The sequence below is a fragment of the Paraburkholderia sp. genome (assembly GCF_028283785.1).
Taxonomy (GTDB): Bacteria; Pseudomonadota; Gammaproteobacteria; order Burkholderiales; family Burkholderiaceae; genus Paraburkholderia.
Map to the genome: position 1 here is coordinate 217,432 of NZ_JAPWKB010000002.1, position 19,775 is coordinate 237,206.

Genomic DNA, 19,775 nt, shown 5'->3' on the forward strand with positions numbered 1-19,775 from the left:
TCCGGTTCATGCTTCGGACTGACGCGCATCGACGCCGCACACGCGCCGCGCTTCGTCGGCGACCGCCTGCGCGGTCACGCTGAAATGGTCGAATAACGCATCGGCGGGGGCCGATTCACCAAACCGGTCGATGCCGACCACGCCGCCTTCGAGTCCGACGTACTGTCGCCAGAATCCCGTCACTCCCGCTTCGACCGCAACACGCGGCACGCCCGACGGCAGCACGCGCGAACGCCACGTACTCGATTGCCGGTCGAACACGTTCGAGCACGGCATCGACACCACGCGTGCCAGTATGCCCTCGTCGCACAGCACGCTCGCAGCCTTCAATGCCAGCTCCACCTCCGAGCCCGTCGCGATCAGCACCACATGCCGCGCGTTCGCGGTGGACTGCGCCGGCCAGTCCCGAAGTACGTAGCCGCCACGCTCGATCGCATCGATCTGTGCTTCGTCGCGTTCGACGAACGGCAGGTTCTGCCGGCTCAACAACAAACACGACGGCGCGTCGCGTTCGATCGCGCAGATCCACGCCTGCGCGGTTTCCACCGCATCGCACGGCCGCCAGACGTCGAGACCGGGAATCAGCCGCAAGCTTGCAGCGTGTTCGATCGATTGATGCGTTGGCCCGTCTTCGCCGAGGCCAATCGAATCGTGCGTGAATACGAACACCGTACGGATCCGCATCAATGCGGCCATGCGAAGCGCGTTGCGCGAATAATCGGAGAACGTCAGAAACGTCCCGCCGAACGGAATATAGCCACCATGTAGTGCGATTCCGTTCAACGCGGCACTCATGCCGAATTCGCGGACGCCGAAATGAATGTAGTTACCGCCGCGCAGGCCGCCGCCGTCGGAACGATCCACGCACACCGATTTCGCACCGGACCATCGCGTCAGGTTGGACCCTGTCAGGTCCGCCGATCCGCCAAGCAGTTCGGGTAACGCACGAGCGAGTCCATCCAGCGTGTTCTGCGACGCCTTGCGCGTCGCGATGGATTGCGACGCACGATTCGCTTCGGCGACGATCTGCTGCGCGGCATCGCGCCAACGCGTCGGCAACGCACCACGGGTTCTGCGCACGAATTCCGCTGCCTCGTGCGGATACTCGCGACGGTACGCATCGAAGCGCCGCGACCAATCCAGCTGGCTTGTGTCGCCCGCGTCACGCGCATCCCACAAGCGGCGAATCGATGCGGGAATTTCGAACGGCGCATAAGGCCAATCCAGTGCTTCGCGCGTCGCTTCGATTTCGGCGGCACCGAGCGGCGCGCCATGTACCGTATGCGACCCCGCCATCGACGCCGCGCCCTGCCCGATCACGGTCTTGCAGCAGATCAGCGTCGGCCGATTGGCGCTCCGTGCTAGCCGCAGTGCACGATCCACTTCCGCCACGTCATGCCCGTCGATATCGCGGATCACATGCCAACCGTATGCGGCGAAGCGTGCCGGCGTGTCGTCCGCAAACCATTGCTCGACGTGACCGTCGATCGAGATGCCGTTGTCGTCGTACAGCACGACCAGTTTCCCGAGGCCCAAGGTGCCCGCGAGCGACGCGGCTTCATGAGAGATGCCTTCCATCAGACAGCCATCGCCTGCGAACACGTAGGTCCGATGATCGACGATCCGATGACCCGGCCGGTTGAACTCTTGCGCCAGTAGTGCTTCGGCCATCGCCATCCCGACTGCATTCGCGAGCCCTTGTCCCAACGGGCCGGTGGTCGTTTCCACACCCGGCGTGATACCCACTTCCGGATGCCCCGGCGTCTTGCTGTGCAATTGACGAAACCGCTTCAGTTCGTCCAGCGGCAAATGGTAGCCGGTCAGATGAAGCAGCCCGTACAGCAGCATCGAACCGTGTCCGTTCGACAGCACGAATCGGTCGCGATCTACCCAACCGGGATCGCGCGGATTGTGTTTCAGATGGCGACTCCACAACGCGACTGCGATTTCCGCCATGCCCATCGGCATGCCGGGATGACCGGAATTCGCGTGCTGTACCGCATCGATCGCCAGCATGCGCAACGCGTTAGCCATCGATCGCGAATCCGCATGTATTGCATTCTCGGGCAAACACTCTACCGTGGCGTTCATAGGAAAGCCTCCTTTCAAGCACTGGAATCAGGAAAGACGAGCGAGACGAACCCTGCGTCAACTCCGCGCGCGGCGGTCGATCAGTTGCAGGATCATCGGCGTGAAAATCAACTGCATCGCGAGTCCCATCTTGCCGCCGGGCACCACGATCACGTTCGGACGCGACATGAAGGAGTCGTGCAGCATCGTCAGCAGATAGGGGAAATCGATGGCTTTCGGGCGCGCGAAGCGGATCACGACAAAGCTTTCGTCCGGCTGCGGAATCTCGCGTGCCGTGAAGGGATTCGACGTATCGACCGTTGGTACACGTTGAAAATTCACGTGCGTGCGTGAAAACTGAGGGCAAATGTAGTTCACGTAGTCCGGCATGCGTCGCAAGATCGTATCGACCACGGCCTCGTGCGAATAGCCCCGCATGGTCTGGTCGCGATGCAGCTTTTGAATCCATTCCAGGTTGATGATGGGCACCACGCCCACCAGCAGATCGGCATGCCGTGCAATGTCCACCGTATCGGTCACGGCGGCACCGTGAAGGCCTTCGTAAAACAGCAGATCGGTGCCGCCATCCACGTCGCTCCACGGCGTGAAGGTGCCCGCATCCTGTTGGTACGTGAGCGCGTCCGCGTCGTCATGCACATAGCGACGAAACTGCCCGGTACCGTTATCGCCGTAGTTGCGAAACAAGGTTTCCAGTTCGACCAGCAGATTCGCTTCGGGACCAAAGTGACTGAAGTTGCGGATGCCGTCGCGTTCGGTTTGCTGCAACGCTTCGCGCATCCCTTTACGGTCGAAGCGATGAAACGCATCGCCTTCGACGATTTGCGCATTGATCCGTTCTCGACGAAAGATATGCGTGAAACTTTTCATGACCGTCGTCGTGCCAGCGCCGCTGGAACCCGTGACGGCAACGATCGGGTGTTTGACTGACATACGCGTGTCTCCCTGAATAATTATTCCCGGTGTGCGCATGCATGCGTTTTAGTCATGCGAGCATGGATCGAATCCGTCAGACCGGCGCCTCCGGCAAAAACAGCGAGCGCTCGTTGAAAAGCGGCGACGTATACGGCTTGTCCGCGCCGCGATCGTATTCGTCGTGATAACGGCGAATCCGCACCACTTCGTTCTTCGATCCGAGAATCACCGGTACACGCTGGTGCAAACGCTCGGGCACGACATCGAGAATCCGCTCACGACCCGTGATCGCACATCCGCCCGCCTGTTCGATCAGAAAGCTCATCGGGCTCGCTTCGTACAGCAGACGCAGTCTCCCTTCCATTTCCGGCGTCTTGAAGTCGCGTGGATACATAAAGACGCCGCCGCGCATCAGGATGCGATGTACTTCCGCAACCATCGATGCGATCCAGCGCATATTGAAGTCGCGCGCGCGGCACCCGCTGCGGCCGTCCTTGCACTCCTGCACGTAACGCCGCACCGGCGGCTCCCAGAAACGCTCGTTCGATGCGTTGATTGCGAACTCGCCACTGTCTTCGGGAATGCGGATATCGGAATGCGTCAGCACGAAGTTGCCGACGTCACGTTCCAGCGTAAAGCCATGCGTGCCGTTTCCGACCGACAGCACCAGCATCGTCGCCGGGCCATAGATCGCATAACCGGCCGCGACCTGCTCGTGCCCGGCCCGCAGGAATGCCGTGTCGACGCTCGCTGCGTCGGGCGCGTCACGATTCACGCGCAGCACGGAGAAGATCGATCCGACCACGCCGTTGATGTCGATATTCGACGAGCCGTCGAGCGGGTCGAAGGCAAGCAGGTAATCACCGCGCGGGTAAGCGGCCGGAATCGCGTAGACATCGTCCATCTCTTCCGACACCATGCCCGCCAGCAAGCCATCCCACTCGCAATGCTGCACGAAGATATCGTTGGTCACGATATCGAGCGTCTTCTGTTCCTCGCCGTGCGTATTGACGGTGTGCGCCGAGCCGTAGTGACCGCCGAGCGCGCCTTTGGTCAGTGCGGCGGAGATCGTCTTGATCGATGCCGCCACATCGACCAGCAGTGCAGACAGGCCGCTCGTCGATACGGTAGAGGGCTGACGATCGAGTGTGTCGATCAGAAACTTCGAGAGGGTGGTGCGTCCGTCCTGCATGGCGGTCTCCTGAGATGACTATCGAATCGGGTCTGGCGGCGGCGTGTCGTTGAACACACGGCTCGCGCGAATATCGATGGCGGACAGCAGCGTCAGCGCAGCTGCGTCGGTGGGCATGGCGCCGTTCAATGCGTCGTCGAACAGACGGCTCGCCTGGCGCAACCGCGCGCGGTCGAGTGCATTTCGCACCGAACGCGCGTTGGCAAAATTCGGGAGTTGAATGCGGCGCGACAGATAGTGAGCGAAAACGCCGCGCGCATCGTCGTCGAAACGGTAATGCATCGAGTCGAGCATCCGCTCCGCGATGTCGAGCAGTTCGGCGGCACCGTAGTCGGGGAAAGTGATGTGATGCGCAATGCGCGAACGAAAGCCCGGATTGCTCTCGAAAAGCGTATCCATCCGCGCTTCATAGCCCGCGAGGATCACGACCAGATCGTCACGCTGGTTTTCCATGATCTGCAGCAGGATTTCGATCGCTTCCTGACCGTAGTCACGCTCGTTTTCCGGGCGATACAGGTAATACGCTTCGTCGATAAACAACACGCCGCCCATCGCGCGCTTCAGCACCTCTCGCGTTTTCGGCGCCGTATGGCCGATGTATTGCCCGACCAGGTCGTCGCGCGTGACCGACACGAGATGATTACGGCGGATATAACCAAGCCGGTGCAGCACTTCCGCCATACGGAGCGCGACCGTCGTTTTCCCAGTGCCTGGATTGCCCGAGAAACACATGTGGAGCGTGGGTGCGCCGCTCGCGATACCCAAGGTATCGCGAGCCCGTTCAACCAGCAGGTGAGCCGCAATCTCGCGGATCCGCGTTTTGACCGGAATCAGCCCGACGAGATCACGATCGAGCTCGGCCAGTACGTCGCCGATACCCGACTCGCGAAACAGCCGCATCAGATCGACGCGCGCATCGGTTGCCATGCTCGCATGCGAATCTTGCATGCGAGCGTCCGTGGCGGCCGGAATATCGAGTATCGCATCGTCGCGCATGGCTTCGCTCCTCGCCGTTCAAGGTGTGTCTCCCGTTCAACCACCGTGCGTATACCGCTGGCCGGACGGTCTGTCGCTCGCGTAACTCCTGATGCTATAACGCTGAATCCTGCCCTCGCCGTCCTGTCTTTCGAGCCTGAAGCCCGGCTCGACATCGGGCCGGTTGACGATGAACGACAACCTCATCGTTTCGAAACCGCGTACCGCGTCGAACGCATTCACCTTGATGTAGTGCTGCGGATTCGCGTCACGGCATGCGTTGACTTCCTGAAGCACACCGGCCGCGTCGTGCAGATCGAACATCGGCAATCCCCACATTTCCCAATACGTGTTGCGAGGATGCGGGTCGTCCGTGTACTCGACCGAACAGGCCCAACCTTGTTGCAACGCGTAGTCGATCTGCAACGTGATCTCGGCGTCGGTCAGTTCCGGTAAAAACGAAAACGTGCCTTGAGTAATACGCATGTCGGCGCTCCTTGCAGGGGGTGATATTCCGAGACTACTGCGGCCGCTCACTAAGCCGCGGTCGGCGTGGCGGCAAAATCCGGCGTGTCGGTGGGCGCATAGTTAAACGTCACGTCGCGCCACGTATCCAGCGCCTGCTTCAACGGTTTGCACCCACGTGCGGCGTTTTCGAGCATGTCGGCCCCTTCGTTCACAATGTCCCGGCCCTCGTTGCGCGCTTTGACAATGGTTTCGAGTGCCACGCGATTCGCCTGCGCACCGGCCTGAATGCCTCCCGGATGTCCGATCGTGCCGCCGCCGAACTGAAGGATCGCGTCGTCGCCGAAGAGATCGATCAACTGGTGCATCTGTCCGGCATGAATGCCCCCTGACGCGACCGGCATGACCTTGCGCAGACTCGCCCAAGGTTGGTCGAAGAACAGACCGCGCGACAGATCGACAGGGTTGTGCGCTTCGCGGCACACGTTGTAATAGCCTTGTACCGAAAGTGGATCGCCTTCGAGCTTGCCGACCGCCGTGCCCGCATGTGCATGATCTACGCCAGCCATGCGCAACCACTTCGCGATCACGCGAAACGAGATGCCATGATTGCGTTGCCGCGTGTAGGTGCCGTGCCCGGCGCGATGCAGATGCAGAATCATGTCGTTGCGCCGGGCCCATTTCGACATCGACTGGATCGCCGTCCATCCGATCACGAGGTCGATCATCACGATGCACGAGCCCAACTGTTTTGCGAATTCCGCGCGCTCATACATGTCTTCCATCGTGCCGGCGGTTACGTTCAGATAGTGTCCTTTGATCTCACCGGTTTCGGCCTGCGCGCGGTTCACCGCTTCCATCGCAAACAGATACCGGTCCCGCCAATGCATGAACGCCTGCGAGTTGATGTTCTCGTCGTCCTTCAGAAAATCGAGTCCGCCTTTGAGGCCTTCGTAGACGACGCGCCCGTAGTTCTTTCCCGATAGACCGAGCTTCGGCTTGACCGTCGCGCCGAGCAAAGGACGCCCGTATTTATCCAGACGCTCGCGCTCGACGATGATGCCGGTCGGCGGCCCCTGAAACGTCTTCAGATAGGCGACGGGAATACGCATGTCTTCGAGGCGCAGCGCTTTTAGCGGCTTGAAACCGAACACATTGCCGATGATCGACGCAGTGAGATTGGCGACCGATCCTTCTTCGAACAGATCCAGTTCGTAAGCGATGTACGCGAAAAATTGCGGCTCCGCTGCGTTGGAGGCCGGCACGGGCTCAACGCGGTACGCCTTCGCGCGATAACGGTCGCATGCGGTCAACCGGTCCGTCCACACCACCGTCCACGTCGCCGTCGACGATTCTCCCGCGACTGCAGCCGCAGCTTCTTCGGGCTCGACACCCGGTTGCGGCGTGATCCGGAACAGCGCAATCACATCGGTATCCGACGGCGTGTAATCCGGCTGCCAGTAGCCCATTTCGCGGTACTTCATCACGCCCGCCGAATAGCGGGAACGCGGATCGGCGGGGTTGCGAAGGGTCGTTGCCGGTTCGATGGCGGCCTTACTGAAGTCGTTCATTGGGGTTTTCCTCAAGAGTGGAAAAACACGCTGCGGTGAGATCAACTCTAGGCCCGTACCCAATGAAACGTAATTCACGAATTTCTTTGCCATCCCTAAGCGATTCTTTAGCTGTCGATCGAAAACGATCGTGCATTGAAATCTGAAGCTCGTATGATGGTGGAACACTTTGCTGCGTTTCTGCGACAGTCGCAGTGGCAAACCGGCAAAGTATCCTGTGTCTGCTTAAGGACGTGTAGTGCGCTTCCTTCCGGCGCTGGTGGCACGACGCTTGCATGGCAGACAGATGCCGACGCAAGGTGGAATCCGGGTTTTTGGCAACCGCACTGCAGAGGCGCCAACCGTTGTTACAACAGTGGAGACATGACTATGGAATGGACAACACCGAGTTACACCGATATGCGTCTTGGTTTCGAAATCACGATGTATATCGCCACCCGTTAATGACGCATCGCGCTGCACAGGCCGCTTTTTAGCGGCTTTGGCGCGCGTCGTCATTGATGTCCGTTAGCATTTCGCCGGCTCGTAGTACGCCGCAGAGACCAGCGTTCCCCGCCATGATTCACGAAACGATCGTCACCACTGCGGCGCGCGATGGCCGGCCCCACATTGCACCGATGGGCGTGCGCTTCGAACAGGAGCGTGCGATCCTCGCGCCGTTCCGGCCTTCCGCGACACTGGACAATATTCTCGCCACTCGCGTGGCCGTGATTAATTTCACCACCGACGTGCGCGTCTTCGCGGGATGCGTAACGGGTCTGCATTGGGATTGGCCCACGCTGCCGGCAAGCCACGTATCGAGTGTCAGACTCGACGGTGCACTGGCTCACACCGAACTCGCCCTCGACGAAGTTCAGGACGACGGTGAGCGCCCGGTGCTACGGATGCGTTGCGTGCACAGCGAGACGCATGCGCCGTTTGGCGGATTCAACCGCGCGCAGGCCGCGGTACTCGAAGGCGCGATTCTCGTCAGCCGTCTGTTCATGCTACCCGCCGACAAGGTGGATCGTGAAATGGCTTATCTGCAGATTGCTATCGACAAAACAGCCGGCGACGCCGAGCGGCTCGCATGGAGCTGGCTCACCGAAGCAATCGCACGACATCGCGCGGCGGTCGTTTCATCGAACACTTCGCATGCGTAAATCCGCTCGACCCGACATTGTCGTCACGTATCTACCGGGAGACTTTCGATGACCGCCATGCTCGCAAGCGTCCGTTCATCCGGCGAAGCATTCGACGCCGCGCAAGCGGGCGCCGAACTGATCGATCTGAAAGAACCGGATCACGGCGCACTCGGCGGTGTTCGCGTCGATGAAATTGCGCGCATCGTACTGGCATTGCGCGCACGTTTTCCAGTCAAACCGATCAGCGCGACAATCGGCGATGTGGCCTCCGATGCATTGGACGAAATCGCCGCGCGGGTGATCAGCGTCGGCGATGCCGGGGTGGACTACATCAAGGTAGGCGTCACGCCCGGCCCGGCAGCGCGACGCTGCCTTGTGCATCTCGCGAGCCTGCCCGGCGCTGTCGTACCGGTTTTGCTATGCGACGACGGTCTCGATCCGTCGCTGGCCGCGTACGCGGCCGGGTTGGGATTTGCCGGGATCATGTTCGATACCGCGACCAAGGACGGCGGCACGCTATTCGATTGCGTCGATGTCGGCACGCTCTCGGAGAGCCTTGCGCAGATTCGCGCGTCCGGTGCGATGAGCGGAGTCGCGGGATCGCTCGGCTGGCAACACCTCGATCAAATCCGTTCGCTTTCGCCGGATTTTGCGGGGTTTCGTACCGCGCTCTGTGCAGGCGGGCGAACGGCACAACTCGATCCGGAGCGTGTCGCGCGTTGGGTGGAAGCACTGCATCGCGCGCCCGAAGAAACATCGGTGGCGGGGCTTGGGTGACTCGACGTTGCCGGTAACTCGCGCCGTTCGCTACGCGACCGGCACGTGCATCAGTCGGTCGCGCATCAACGCAACGTCTTCCTTGTTCAGCAGTTCGACCACGTAGTTCGCGTCTCTGACACTGTCTGCAAATCGCGCGTCGAGCACGCCGGCCGACGTAAGATCGGCGAGTGGCGCGTCCGCATCGAGCGGGCACGATTTGACGACCGTGAGCCGTTCCGCGTTTAACGTACTGGACAACCATGCGGCGAGACTGTCGGAGCTCGTGTCCCAGTTGCTCATTTGATCCGGCGTGTCGCGCATCAATCCCGTCGGCACCCACACCGCAACCTGTCCGTCGCGTAACGCGGTGCGAATCCGGGCCTCGCTCGCGGCAAGGACGAGGTTCGGCAACAGCCCCTGCATCAGAATCGCGTATTGGGTCATCGCGAGCAGACACATGTTATGGGCCGCGAGGTCGTTAAAGCGCCATTCCCGTTGATATTGCCGGACGTCGTCGGCGAAATCGCCGCCGCCGGGGACGATCACCACGCGTCCGCCGCCCAGTTCCCAAAGCTGCGTCAACCACGCACGCAGCAACGGATCGTGACTGAGACTGCCACCGATCTTCACCACCCACATGACAGTCGCCCTCATTTAAGTGTGACGCGATCGACCTGTGCGCGAGGACGCGCGTCAGGCATCCATACTCTCGACGGCCGCCGCGTATTCATGCATGAGCGGTACGCATGACTGACTCATGCGCGCCGCTCATGCAGCCCGATAAAGATGCGCCCGTGGCGTGTGTGCGGCCAGCATCGCCACGGCGACGGCAGGCGCACACGTTGCAATCCATTCCGCGCATTGCGGATCAGCCAACGTTTCTTCGCCGCACAGGGACATCTCGCCCAGCGACGAAATATCGATCATCGCGCAGCGATCGTGCTGCGCAAGATGGGTGACGAGAAAGCGTCCACAACCCGCAGCGACGAGCGGCGCACCCACGAGCGATGGATGTGCATGCCGCACGCGCGCGAGATTCATGTACAGCGTGTCGAGTTGGACCGCACGCCAATGACGTGCAAAATTCCGCCACTCGACTTCGCTCGCGTCGGCGGCATCGCGTCCAATCATGCGTGCCAGCCGCGCGCAGCTCGCCGCCATCGTCTTCGGTCCGTTGTCCGCGCTGGGATGCTGGTCGTGCGGCGGCCACAATTCGCCCGTGAGCCGATAGACGTCGGCCGTGGTTGCAAACCACTCGTTCATCACATTGGTCGTGCGGTTACGAAACACGATACGGTGTGCGACACCGCATAGCGGCGTTCGCACCACGCCTTGATAAACGAGTTCGCCGTGGATCAACCGATCCGCGTCGTTACCGCCAATTGCCGCGACCCACCCTCTTACGATGGGAATGATGTCCGTGGTCGTGCTGCCGATATCGATCAGCAATGCATCGTGGACGCAGCTTGCCACCCAGCTGGCGGTCGCAAGCCAGTTCGCGGACGCGATCTCGTGCCACGCGGCTGCGCAAGCCGACGCGTCGAACCAGCGTCCGCCGCCGAAAAACATCAAACGTCCGTGCAGTTTCGATGCAAGCGCGTTTGCGATAGCGCGCACACCGTCGGCGCGATCGGCGAACAGATCGACCATTTCGCCGGTCATCGTGACGGCATGAGACGCGCCTGCGCTGCGCGCGTCGGGCCAGCGATCGAGCACCGCATCTATCGACTGATGCAACTGATCGAGACCTTGCCACAAGCGACACGGCCACTGCGCGACATCGATCAGCGCGCCGGTGCGATCGACCTTCGACACCTTCAGATGCGCGCCGCCCACGTCCCAGCCGAAGACGGGCATGCCGACATCCGTGCCTGACATTCCCGACGCATGCGTGACAGCCGATCCATGCGTTGACGTCATGGCAACGCTCCGCCGCTCAAGCAATCGCCGGACGGCTTCGGCACATGGGGCCGCGCGCCGAAGCCGGAAACGCCGTGCGCGGTCAGCAACGAGGACGCGAGATTACGGCCAAGCCGTGCTGAAAGCTCCACATAGGCTGCGGTCAAGCGAGGATTGACTTCGATCACGACCGGGCCGCGTCGCGGATGCCAGACCAGATCGACGCCCACGAAGCCACGCAAGCCCGGCAGTGCCGCGACGATATCCTGCGTCAACGTTTCGAGCACCCGGCCCTGGTCACTATCACGTGAAATCTGGTCGACATCGACGCCACTGAATTCAACGACGTGCGCTGGACGCGACGAACCGGCTGCGTCGGGAATGCCTATCCGCTGGCGATTGATGCTGACGAGTTCAGCCTGCCCGTAGCCCGCGATCAGCGACAAGCTCAGCGGTTCGCCCTCCACCCACGCCTGCAATACCGGGTCGCGCCCGGCCGCTTCGCGCGCGGTGTACTCCGCGCACGCATCGTCGAGCCGCTCGTAGACGAACGTATCGAGGCCACCCGCGCCGTCGTCCGGCTTGACGACCCAGCGCGTCGCGTCGTCTGCGGCCGCGCTGGACACGCAAATGCCCGGCGGCAATGCAGGCGTCACCGCAATGCCATGCGCGGCCAGGCAGGCGGCCGTCGCGCGCTTGCTGGATGCAATGCGAATCGCATCGCGCCGGCAGCCGAGCCAGCACACATCGCCGACGACATCGTGCAGTTGCAACAGCAAGCCGTCGCACTCCGGCGCAATCACGCATGTGTAATCATGCTCATGCGCGATGCGCGCGACAAACGCACTCAGGATCTCGCCGGGACGCGCAACGGATTGCACCGGAACCGTGGTCGCATGCGCTGCGCGCATGGCAGGCGAGCGCTCGAAACGCGAACTCGCGTACGTGACCTGCACGCCGTCCAGTTCGCAGAGATCGGCGGTCAGCGCGTCGCGCATCGCGCGTCCTTCGACGATCAACGCGCTCAGGTCGGCCAGACTGCCGATCCCCGCCACCTCGGGATCGATGCCGCCGCCGGATAGATACTCGTAGACGAATAGCTTGATCAAGGAAAGTCATCCATGCAGGTGATACCGGTTCTCGATCTGCTCGACAATCACGCCGTCAGGGCCGTGCGCGGCGAGCGCGCTAGTTACCGACCTATCCAGTCGAGCCTCTGCGCGACCAGCGATCCGCTCGTCGTCGCTCGTGCGCTCCTTGCAGCAACCGGTGCGCGGATGCTCTATATCGCGGACCTCGGCGCGATCGTCGAACGGCGCGCGCATATCGACGTGCTTGCCCGACTGTGCATCGCGCTCGGCGAACCCGCCGCGTCGCCCACGACGCCCGTTGAAATCTGGCTCGACGCCGGGTTCGCCGATCTCGCATCCATGCATGCGCTTTTCGCATGCGTCGCAGATCGCGTGCAGCAGCGCATGCGCGACCGCATCGCCACGCCGGACTGTCGGGCGGCCTCGCTCGTGCCGGTGTTCGGCTCGGAGTCGCTCGACGACATCGACGCACCGCGCGCCGCCGAATCGTCGGGCTTGCGCCCGGTACTGTCGCTCGATCACCGGGGCGGTCAACTGCTCGCTACTGACGTCGCGCATCGTGCCGCACTCCTCGATTCCACTCACGCGTGGCCGTCCCGGTTGATTGCAATGACACTCGATCAGGTCGGCGCGTACGAAGGACCGGATCTCGCTCTGCTCTCCACACTGCGCGCACGCGCCGGCAACCGGTCCGTGATCGGCGCCGGCGGTATCCGCAACGACGACGATCTTCACCGCGCCACGCAAAGCGGCGCGACCGCGTGGCTCGTCGCATCCGCCGTCCACGACGGCCGCCTCAACCTGTCTGCCGGATCGTGACGCGCTGCGGCTTGCCCAGTCCGGCTGAACACAATATCCATGCCAACGTACCCCGTCGTGTGCGACTCGTGATTCAGGGACACGTCGGGCATGGGTCGGTGCTGGCAAGTGACACAGTGTTTCAGCGCGACGCACATTCTGTGCTGCGTTTTCGCGGTTCATCGCGGGTTGCCATGCATGCGCGAGACGCATGCGAGAGGCACAGCCTTGCTGCGCCTCTCGCATGCAGACCGGCATGGTCCTTGCTCAAACGCCGCGCATGCACAGCGCATCCACCCAGTCATCCAGCACGACCGACACCGACTCGCCCGTATCCATCACGGACGACTGGACCTGTCCATTCTGTCCGCTCCTGTGCGACGACATCGCGGCTCACATCGACACCCGCGACGCGGTCAGTGCGCCCGACGTAGACTGCCCTCGCCTGCGCGCTGCGCTGATCCAGTGTGGCGTCGGTGATTCCGGCGCGCTGCCGTCGATCGACGGCAATGCCGTCGATCTCGACGCGGCGCTCTCGCGTGCGGCCGACTTACTCGCGCAATCACGCAGGCCGTTGTTCAGCGGGCTGTGCATGGACATCGCCGCGGCGCGGGCGCTTTATCCGCTCGCCGCCGCCTGCGGCGCGGTGCTCGATCATCTGCATGGCGACACGCTGGCTGCATCGACGCTCGCGCTGCAAGACCGTGGCGCGTTCTTCACGACGCTATCCGAGGCGCGTTCACGCGCCGATCTGATCATCGTGATCGGCTGTCGGCCGTCGGCGCGCTATCCCCGCGTTTACGAGCGGCTTTTTAGCGGTAATGGCCAAAAGCGGAAGGTCTGCTTCGTCGGATGCGAGACCGATCCGGCAATCTCCACGTCGCACATATCTCAGGCGTCGCAACCGTCGCATGCGTCCACGGAATGCGAGACCTTGGCGACGCATGCAAACCTGTTCGATCTGCTCGCGTCATGGTCGATGCTGCTCGACGGCCGTCGCGTAGACAAACTCATCGAGCCGGAACTCGTGCGCCTGAACGCCGCCATCGACGCAGCGCGCTATACCGCCTTCGTCTACGAACCGGCCACATTTCCCGGCTCACAAGCGGCGCTGTTGATCGAAGCGCTGAACCGGATCATCAAGGCCGTGAACCGAACTACTCGCGCGGGCGGCCTCGCGCTCGGCGGCGACGATGGCGCGTTGAGCGTCAACCAGACCATCACGTGGCTATCGGGTTTTCCGCTACGCACGCGAGTCGCGCGTGCGGCACGCCCGGCAGACCAACCGCCGCTGGAATACGACCCGTATCGATATGCGACCGCTCGCATGCTTGCAGCGCATGAGTCGGATGCGCTGCTGTGGGTGAGCAGTTTCGGCGCGCAGCCGTTGCCGTCTTCGCTCGACGCCGACGTGCCTGCGATCATCCTGGGCCATCCGGCGATGTCGGCGGGTGCGTCGGGCGGCCGCGCGGCGCCGACGGTGTACATCCCCGTCGCAACGCCCGGCGTCGATAGCGATGGCCACCTGTTCCGGCTCGATGCGTCGGTCGTCGCGCCGCTCCGTGCGGCTCGCGCGACTGCACTGCCTACCGTGGCGCGCGTCGCCGCGTTGCTTGCCGGACGGGTGGAAAGTGCGTTGCGGGGCCCGCAATGAGCATCGCGCGGCTCAGGGGCGGCATCGTCTACGACCCCGCCAACGGTGTGAATGGCGAACGGCGCGATCTCTATATCCGCGACGGCCGGCTGGTCGCGCAGCGCCCGGATGACGCGCCGCCCGCCGCCGATCGCGACTACGACGCGAGCGGGATGATCGTCATGGCCGGCGGCATCGATTTGCACTCGCATATTGGCGGCGGCAAGACCAACCTGTCGCGGCTGCTCTTGCCCGAGGACCACCGCGCGGATCCGCTCCGCGATGCCCGCTATGAAGCCGTACAGGATGCGCAGGGCCGTTATCTCCGGCTGCCCTCGTGCGGCGTCTGTACGCCCGGCACGCTCGCGACCGGCTACCGTTACGCGGAAATGGGCTACACCGCAGCGTTCGAGCCCGCGATGATCGCGTCGAATGCGCGACATGCGCACCTCGAAATGGGCGACACGCCGATCATCGATCACGGCGCATACGTGATGCTCGGCAACGACGAACTCTTTCTGCAGATGCTCGCGGCGCGCGATAGTGAAGAACGGTTGCGCGATTACGTCGGCTGGACGATTCATGCCAGCAAGGCGCTCGGCGTGAAAGTGGTCAATCCGGGCGGCATTTCGGCGTTCAAATTCAATCAGCGCTCGCTCGATATCGACGAAGCGCACGTGCATTACGGCATCACGCCGCGCGACGTACTGCGCTCGCTGACGCACGCGTTGACCGAGTTGCGCGTGCCGCATCCGTTGCATGTGCATGCGAGCAATCTCGGCGTGCCGGGCAATATCGCATCGACCATCGCCACGATGGATGCGGCGGAAGGCCTGCCGATCCATTTGACCCATATCCAGTTTCATAGCTACGGCACAGAGGGGCAGCGCAAGTTCTCATCGGGCGCGGCGCAAATCGCCGAGGCAGTCAACGCGCGGCCGAACGTGTCGGTCGATGTGGGACAGATCATCTTCGGACAAACCGTCACGGCATCCGGCGACACGATGATGCAGTTCCGGAACACACCGCTTGCGCAGCCCAGAAAATGGATCGTCGGCGATATCGAATGTGACGCGGGTTGCGGGATCGTACCGTTCCGGTATCGCGAACAAAGTTATGTGAATGCGCTGCAATGGATCATCGGGCTCGAAATTTTTCTGCTGATTGACGATCCGTGGCGCGTATCGATGACCACGGATCATCCGAACGGCGGACCGTTCACCAGTTACCCTCATCTGATCCGGTTGCTGATGGACAAAACGTTCCGCGACGAGCAACTGGCAACGTTGCATTCCGACGCGCAAGCCGTCAGCGGACTGGCCGGCATACAACGCGAACTGTCGTTGTACGAGGTGGCGATCCTCACGCGCGCCGGTCCGGCGCGCCTGCTCGGATTGACGGATCGCGGGCATCTCGGCGCAGGCGCGGCCGCCGATATCGCCGTGTACCGGGACGATCCGAATCGCGAAAAAATGTTCACCACACCGGCCTACGTGTTCAAGGATGGCGAACTCGTCGCGCGCGACGGCATGCTCGTCGCCACGCCGACTGGCGGTATCCACTTCGTTTCGCCGGATTTCGATCGCAGCATCGAAAAAACGGTTCGTGCGTATAGCGATTCGAACCTCGTCGGCAATCCGCTGCATGTGCCGATCAGCAACGATGAAATTTGCGCCTGCTGCCGCGGCGGAAAACTGCTGCCCGTGGCTTGCCATTCCGTCCGCGCATGACAGCGCCCACGCCATGAAAATTTCGCGCCATGAACCCTAGCGAACCGCCGATGCAAATCAACGGCACGGTGATCGACGATACGTTCGCCGAGGCCTTTCCGATGAAAGCGACGCGGCTGCTGATCACCGCGCACACGCCCGTGTGGGCAAATCACGCTGCATCGTCGATGACCGGGTTCGCGACTTCGGTGATCGGTTGCGGCTGCGAGGCCGGCATCGAACGTATCTTGAGCGCGGACGAAACACCGGACGGACGGCCCGGCGTGGCCGTGTTGCTGTTTGCGGTGTCGTCGAAAGAACTGGCGAAGCAGATCGAGCGTCGCGTCGGCCAGTGCGTGCTGACATGCCCGACCACCGCAATCTATGGCGGTATCGACGCGCAGACGAGCCGTGCGCCGCTCTCCGACCGCGCGCGCATGGGCGCAAGCCTGCGGTTTTTCGGCGACGGCTGGCAGATTTCGAAGATGCTCGGAGAGACGCGCTACTGGCGCGTCCCGGTCATGGACGGCGAGTTTGTTTGCGAAGACACTGCGCTGACGGTGAAAGCGGTGGGCGGCGGCAACCTGCTGCTGCTCGCGCGCGACACCGATTCCGCGCTCGCCGTCGCCGAAGCCGCCGCGACCGCGATGCGCGCGCTGCCGAATGTGATCATGCCGTTTCCGGGCGGTGTCGTGCGCTCAGGATCGAAGATCGGCTCGAAATATGCAGGCGCAACGGCATCGACCAACGATGCTTTCTGTCCGACGCTCACCGGGCTGTCGCGCAACAGCGAACTGACTGCGGAGGTGGGTTGCGTGCTGGAAATCGTGATCGACGGATTGACCGGCGACGACGTCGGCGCTGCGATGCGAGCCGGTATCGCGGCGGCCACGGCGCGCGGTCATGCAGCGGGCGTGTTGCGCATTTCAGCGGGAAATTACGGCGGCAAACTCGGTCCGTATCACTTTCATCTTCGCGATCTTGCCGACGGCGCAAAGCCGGTCCCGACATGAGCGCGCTGACATTGACCGTCAGACACACACCGGGTTTCCGGGTGGACGCGGCGCGCCTGCAACCGGCGGCACTCGCGGCGCTCGATCTCGCCAGCGTCGATCGTATTCTGCTGCCCGCAGGCAACGAAATATGCGCGCTGGCCGACATCTTCGACGTATCGCGCGACGACAGCGCCGTCCCGGCACTGACCATCGACGGCGACGTGCGATGGCTCGACCATATCGGCGCGCAACTCGCCGAAGGCAGCATCGTCGTACGCGGATCGTGCGGCGATTACTGCGGGTTCCAGATGTCAGGCGGCACGCTCGACGTCACGGGCAACGCGGGACGCTTTACCGGCTGCGAAATGCGCGGCGGGCGGCTCACGGTCAGAGGTGCGAGCGGCGATTTCGTCGCGGGCGCACTGCCCGGCAATATGGAAGGCATGACAGGCGGCACGCTGACGGTGCATGGCAACGTCGGCGCCCGGCTTGGCGACAGGATGCGGCGCGGCCTCGTGCTGGTGGGTGGTGATGCCGGTGAATGCGCGGCGTCGCGCGTTGTTGCCGGCACCATCGGCATCGCGGGACGGGTCGGTCCGAACTACGGATACGGCATGCGGCGCGGCAGCGTGCTGCTGCTGCAACCGCCCGACGAGATTCCGGTTTCGTTCGCCGAGGGCGGTCGTGGGTTCGGCGTGTTCTGGTCGCTCCTGCTGCGCTCGTTTTCCGCTGAAATCGCGCCCTTTTCGGCCTTGCGTCGCGATCTGCTGCCGCGCCGCCTTGCGGGCGATCTCGCCGTCGATGGCCGCGGCGAGTTGTTCATCGTCGGCTGAGGCGATTCATGCGATCCATGCGTGTCGTGCATGCATGCGCGAAACGCATGGATCGCGAAAAGCCCCTGGGTAATACCGGATAGCTTGATCGCGTCGACAGGATCAAACAGGAAACCGGTAGTCCGCGCGGCAACGTGTCATCCGCGTCGGGAAGACACAAGGAGACGAACATGAATACCGTGCAAACACACCGGGCCGCGTCTCATGTCACCGACGCGCAGCAGCGTTTCGCGCCATCGCTGATCCTGTTGCACTGGGTGATCGCCCTCGCGATCCTCGCGATGCTCGGCATCGGTCTTTATATGGTCGGATTGCCTAGAGGTTTGCCGTTCAAGGCCGCGCTGATCAACTTCCACAAGTCGCTTGGAATGACGGTTTTCCTGCTGGTGCTTGTCCGCATTGTGGTGCGCCTGGTCGTCGGTAGACCCGCCATGCCGCCGATGCGAGCGTGGCAACGCGCCGCCGCGCGCATCACGCAGGTTCTTTTATACGTCGCGATGATTGCGATGCCGCTGACCGGCTATCTCGGTTCGTCGTTCAACACCTACGGCACGCGTTTCTGGGGCGTATTGCTGCCCAAGTGGGGATGGGACGATAAAGGGCTGCGCGAACTGTTTTTCGGCATCCATGAAATTTGCGCATGGATCATGATCGCACTGGTTGCGTTGCACGTGGCGGGCGCGTTGAAGCACCAGTTGATCGATCGCGACGGATTGTTGTCGAGGATCACATGATCCCGACCGGCAACGCGGCCAGTTACGGAGAGCGTCGATGAAAATTCGTGTGCTGGGATCGGCGGCGGGCGGCGGTTTTCCGCAGTGGAACTGCAACTGCCGCAATTGCGACGGCGTCCGGCGCGGCACGCTGAAAGCGACGCCGCGCACGCAGTCGTCGATTGTGGTCAGCGGCAATGGCGAGGACTGGCTTCTGGTCAACGCGTCGCCGGACATTCTCGCGCAGATCGCCGCGCACCCGGTGCTTCAACCGGCACGGCGCGTGCGGGACAGCGGCATCGCCGCCGTGCTGACGATCGATGCGCAGATCGACCACGTCACCGGTCTGTTGATGCTGCGCGAGCGCAGTACGCCGCTACCGCTCTACACCACCGACGTCGTCTGGGACGATCTGAGCAGCGGATTTCCCGTCACGTCGATCCTGTCGCATTACTGCGGCGTCGAACGTCACGGCGTGCCGCTGAACGGCGAACCGTTTGCGATTTCCGCATTGAACGGCGTGCAGGTCGAAGCCGTGCCGCTGACGAGCAAGGCACCCCCCTATTCGCCGCATCGTCATGCGCCGCAAAGGGGCGATAACCTCGGCCTGGTGTTTATCGACCCAGCGTCCGGCACGCGCGCGTTCTACGCGCCCGGACTCGGTGCAATCGAGCCGGACGTGCTTGCTGCGATGAAAAGTGCCGATCTCCTGCTGATCGACGGCACCTGCTGGACCGACGACGAAATGATCGGGCTCGGCCTGTCGCAGAAAACCGCTGCGGATATGGGGCATCTCGCGCAAACCGGCGCTGGCGGCATGATCGAAATGCTCGACTCACTGACGCGGCCCGGCGTGCGCAAAGTGCTTATTCACATCAACAATACGAACCCGATTCTCGTCGAGGACGGGCCCGAGCGACGCATGCTCGCGGAACATGGCATCGAGGTTGCATACGATGGCATGGCATTCGACTTCGGCGCATGAACAGGCGGCCACCGTGAACGATTCGACACC

General features: G+C 62.6%; 19 protein-coding genes. 10 read left to right on the forward strand and 9 right to left on the reverse strand.

The window, feature by feature from the left end; all coding sequences use genetic code 11:
- Window positions 1–6 precede the first annotated feature (6 nt).
- From tkt to PW947_RS01520, 6 genes are all read right to left on the reverse strand, one after another.
- Entirely contained in the window at window positions 7–2,091 is a 2,085-nt protein-coding gene (tkt, locus tag PW947_RS01495) for a transketolase (protein WP_299629015.1), read from the reverse strand.
- 57 nt (window positions 2,092–2,148) lie between these two features.
- Entirely contained in the window at window positions 2,149–3,021 is an 873-nt protein-coding gene (locus PW947_RS01500) for a phosphoribulokinase (protein WP_299629017.1), read from the reverse strand.
- 76 nt (window positions 3,022–3,097) lie between these two features.
- Window positions 3,098–4,195: a class 1 fructose-bisphosphatase gene (locus PW947_RS01505; protein ID WP_299629019.1), complete on the reverse strand. Its 1,098-nt coding sequence runs from the start codon at window positions 4,193–4,195 to the stop codon at window positions 3,098–3,100.
- A gap of 18 nt (window positions 4,196–4,213) precedes the next feature.
- Window positions 4,214–5,143 (reverse strand): CbbX protein, encoded by a 930-nt coding sequence (gene cbbX, locus PW947_RS01510; RefSeq protein ID WP_299629021.1) that lies wholly within the window; start codon window positions 5,141–5,143, stop codon window positions 4,214–4,216.
- An 84-nt stretch (window positions 5,144–5,227) separates the two neighbouring features.
- A complete protein-coding gene (locus tag PW947_RS01515) occupies window positions 5,228–5,656 on the reverse strand; it encodes a ribulose bisphosphate carboxylase small subunit (RefSeq protein ID WP_299629023.1) in 429 nt (142 codons plus the stop codon).
- A gap of 50 nt (window positions 5,657–5,706) precedes the next feature.
- Complete coding sequence (locus PW947_RS01520) at window positions 5,707–7,206, reverse strand: ribulose-bisphosphate carboxylase large subunit (RefSeq protein ID WP_299629025.1); 1,500 nt, start codon at window positions 7,204–7,206, stop codon at window positions 5,707–5,709.
- 369 nt (window positions 7,207–7,575) lie between these two features.
- On the opposite strand from PW947_RS01520, the gene pqqA reads away from it, so the two are divergent.
- The 3 genes from pqqA to PW947_RS01535 all read left to right on the forward strand — a co-directional run bounded on the left by pqqA (window position 7,576) and on the right by PW947_RS01535 (window position 9,107).
- A complete protein-coding gene (pqqA, locus tag PW947_RS01525; RefSeq protein WP_299629302.1) occupies window positions 7,576–7,650 on the forward strand; it encodes a pyrroloquinoline quinone precursor peptide PqqA in 75 nt (24 codons plus the stop codon).
- 113 nt (window positions 7,651–7,763) lie between these two features.
- On the forward strand, window positions 7,764–8,348 hold the full coding sequence (locus PW947_RS01530) for a DUF447 domain-containing protein (RefSeq protein ID WP_299629027.1): 585 nt from the start codon (window positions 7,764–7,766) through the stop codon (window positions 8,346–8,348).
- A 48-nt stretch (window positions 8,349–8,396) separates the two neighbouring features.
- Entirely contained in the window at window positions 8,397–9,107 is a 711-nt protein-coding gene (locus PW947_RS01535; protein ID WP_299629029.1) for a (5-formylfuran-3-yl)methyl phosphate synthase, read from the forward strand.
- 30 nt (window positions 9,108–9,137) lie between these two features.
- Here PW947_RS01535 and PW947_RS01540 read toward each other — a convergent pair whose 3' ends face one another.
- The 3 genes from PW947_RS01540 to PW947_RS01550 all read right to left on the reverse strand — a co-directional run bounded on the left by PW947_RS01540 (window position 9,138) and on the right by PW947_RS01550 (window position 12,097).
- A complete protein-coding gene (locus PW947_RS01540) occupies window positions 9,138–9,728 on the reverse strand; it encodes an aspartate kinase (RefSeq protein WP_299629303.1) in 591 nt (196 codons plus the stop codon).
- A gap of 129 nt (window positions 9,729–9,857) precedes the next feature.
- Window positions 9,858–10,967, reverse strand: coding sequence for a hydantoinase/oxoprolinase family protein (locus tag PW947_RS01545; RefSeq protein ID WP_299629305.1), 1,110 nt, complete (start codon window positions 10,965–10,967; stop codon window positions 9,858–9,860).
- Between the two features lie 38 nt (window positions 10,968–11,005).
- On the reverse strand, window positions 11,006–12,097 hold the full coding sequence (locus PW947_RS01550) for an ATP-grasp domain-containing protein (protein WP_299629031.1): 1,092 nt from the start codon (window positions 12,095–12,097) through the stop codon (window positions 11,006–11,008).
- 12 nt (window positions 12,098–12,109) lie between these two features.
- Here PW947_RS01550 and PW947_RS01555 point away from each other — a divergent pair, with 12 nt between their 5' ends.
- From PW947_RS01555 to pqqB, 7 genes are all read left to right on the forward strand, one after another.
- Window positions 12,110–12,898, forward strand: coding sequence for a HisA/HisF-related TIM barrel protein (locus tag PW947_RS01555; protein ID WP_299629033.1), 789 nt, complete (start codon window positions 12,110–12,112; stop codon window positions 12,896–12,898).
- A gap of 235 nt (window positions 12,899–13,133) precedes the next feature.
- Entirely contained in the window at window positions 13,134–14,531 is a 1,398-nt protein-coding gene (locus PW947_RS01560) for a formylmethanofuran dehydrogenase (protein WP_299629035.1), read from the forward strand.
- Window positions 14,528–16,240, forward strand: coding sequence for a formylmethanofuran dehydrogenase subunit A (locus tag PW947_RS01565; RefSeq protein ID WP_299629037.1), 1,713 nt, complete (start codon window positions 14,528–14,530; stop codon window positions 16,238–16,240). The genes PW947_RS01560 and PW947_RS01565 overlap by 4 nt, the downstream gene beginning before the upstream one ends.
- A 29-nt stretch (window positions 16,241–16,269) precedes the next feature.
- Window positions 16,270–17,232, forward strand: a complete 963-nt coding sequence (fhcD, locus tag PW947_RS01570; RefSeq protein WP_299629039.1) for a formylmethanofuran--tetrahydromethanopterin N-formyltransferase — start codon at window positions 16,270–16,272, stop codon at window positions 17,230–17,232.
- On the forward strand, window positions 17,229–18,047 hold the full coding sequence (locus PW947_RS01575) for a formylmethanofuran dehydrogenase subunit C (protein ID WP_299629040.1): 819 nt from the start codon (window positions 17,229–17,231) through the stop codon (window positions 18,045–18,047). The genes fhcD and PW947_RS01575 overlap by 4 nt, the downstream gene beginning before the upstream one ends.
- A gap of 170 nt (window positions 18,048–18,217) precedes the next feature.
- Entirely contained in the window at window positions 18,218–18,781 is a 564-nt protein-coding gene (locus PW947_RS01580) for a cytochrome b (RefSeq protein ID WP_299629042.1), read from the forward strand.
- A 37-nt stretch (window positions 18,782–18,818) separates the two neighbouring features.
- Window positions 18,819–19,745 (forward strand): pyrroloquinoline quinone biosynthesis protein PqqB, encoded by a 927-nt coding sequence (pqqB, locus tag PW947_RS01585; protein WP_299629044.1) that lies wholly within the window; start codon window positions 18,819–18,821, stop codon window positions 19,743–19,745.
- Window positions 19,746–19,775: the final 30 nt, after the last annotated feature.